Here is a 1,865-nt window from a genome sequence, read left to right as displayed (position 1 = left end):
GGCGGGGCGTTCCCGCAGGCGCTCCACCTCGGCGGTGAGCCGGGCGGCCCGGCGTCCTGCCCACTCGGGTGCGGCGGCGACGACGGCGCCGGACGCGTCGTACAGCGCTGCCCAGCCGTCGACCTGGGCGGCGAGCGCGGCGAGCAGGCCCTCGGGGCCGGTGGTCAGCGCCTGCCGGGTCAGCTCGCGCTGGGCGGCGAAGCCCGCGGTCACGGCGCGGTACTGGTCGGCGGCGATGGCGGCGGAGACGGCCTTGCTGATGGCGAGGAACGGGGTGCGCCGGGGCACCTCCAGCAGGGGCAGCCCCTCCCGCCGGGCGGCCTGGACCAGCGCCTCGGGGATGTCGTCGTAGTTGACGCCGACCGCGAAGCCGAGGCCGACGACGCCCGCGCCGGCCAGCCGCTTCACATACCGCCGCATCGCGTCGGGGTCCTCCGCGTCCAGCTGGAGCGCGGTGATGAGCAGCAGCTCCCCGCCCTCCATGTACGGCACGGGGTCGGCCAGCTCGCTGACGTGCGCCCAGCGCACGGGCACGTCGAGCCGGTCCTCGCCCGCGCGGACGGTGAGCTTCAGCGCGGAGTGGTGGACGAGCGAGGCGAGCGTGGGCGGCATGGGACCTTCAGGTCGGGACGGCCGGCGCGGCGTCCGCGCCGCCCGAGGCGGTGATGTCTTGGCCGCCGCGTATGAACGGCCCACCCTGATTCTGCCTCACCGTACGGTGGCGGGCTCCCGGGCGGGACCGCTCAGCCCCGCAGGTCCACCAGCACGGGCGGCGCGTGTTCGCCCCGGACCGTGGTCAGGGAGAGGACCGCGTGGCCCGGGGGGACGGCGTGGGCGAGTTCGGAGGCGGACCAGCGTTCCCGTTCGACCTGGCGGACGGTGACCGCGCGGGCGGTGGGCGCCTGGCCGGTGATGACACGGCGGAGCATGTGCACGGCCTTGCCGGCCGGGGTCTCGGCGATGATCTGCCGGTCGGTGACGTCCCGGGTCTCGATCCACTCCTTGCCCCACACCTCGGCGAAGTCCTGCCCGTCCCAGGGGGTGAGCCCGGAGAACGCCATGCGGCACCCGGTGGCGCCGAGCAGCGGGCCGCGCAGGGGCCGGGGTACGTCGTCCAGGGTGCGCAGGGTGAGCACGACGCCCGCGTTCGCGGACCGCAGCCGCTGGATGCCGCGTACCGACTCGGGGGTGACGACGCCGGCCGCCTCGTCCAGCAGCAGGCAGGCGAAGAGGGACCGGTTCTCGCGGGCGGTGACGGCGGCGGTGAACTGGGCGAGGACCAGCCGGGCCAGGATGCGGGAGGCGTCGGCGTGGCCGCGCTGGGGCAGGTCGACGCGGACCCGGACCGGGTGGTCGAGGGCCTTCAGGGTGAAGGGCCTCGACGCGCCGGAGGTGTCGAAGAAGGCGGCGAACGCGGGCCGGTCCAGCAACGCGACCCGGTCCGCGAGCACGGCGGCCACGTCACCGGGGTGCGCCTGCTGCCGTTCCCGCGCGTCGAGTTCGCGCAGCAGGGACGCGTGCCCGGTCTCGGTGAGCGCCTTGCGCAGCGCGGCGATCGGGCCGGGGGCGCCGTCGAGGAGCCCGCGCAGCTCGGGGACGGAGGGGAAGCGGTCGTGGACGGCGCGGAAGGGGCCGAGCAACTGCGCGAGGACGGTGGTGGAGCGGCGGCTGTCGGAGCCGGGGTGCGCGTCGGCGAGGTCGCCGGCCAGGGCCTCGGCGAGTACGGCGGCGGCCTCGTCGGGGTCGGTGGTGCCGCCGTAGAGGTCGAGGTCGTACACCGAGTCGGGGTGGCCGACGCGGACCACCACGTCGTACGCCTCGGCCGGACCCAGCCCCGCCCCGGCCGCGCCGACGGTGACCACGGC

At 76.4% G+C, this 1,865-nt stretch carries 1 protein-coding gene and 1 pseudogene; both read right to left on the bottom strand.

Annotation, left to right across the window (positions count from 1 at the left end):
• On the bottom strand, positions 1-612 hold a 612-nt coding region (locus ACFWN1_RS33115), incomplete at its 3' end, for a PucR family transcriptional regulator ligand-binding domain-containing protein (RefSeq protein WP_384370422.1).
• Between the two features lie 131 nt (positions 613-743).
• Positions 744-1,865 (bottom strand): annotated as a pseudogene (locus ACFWN1_RS33110) (ATP-binding protein); the annotation flags it as partial.

Origin of the sequence: Streptomyces sp. NPDC058459 (assembly GCF_042721685.1) — a bacterium.
Lineage (GTDB): Bacteria > Actinomycetota > Actinomycetes > Streptomycetales > Streptomycetaceae > Streptomyces.
Note: the sequence above shows the minus strand (reverse complement) of the source record. Positions and strands in the feature narration are given on the sequence as shown.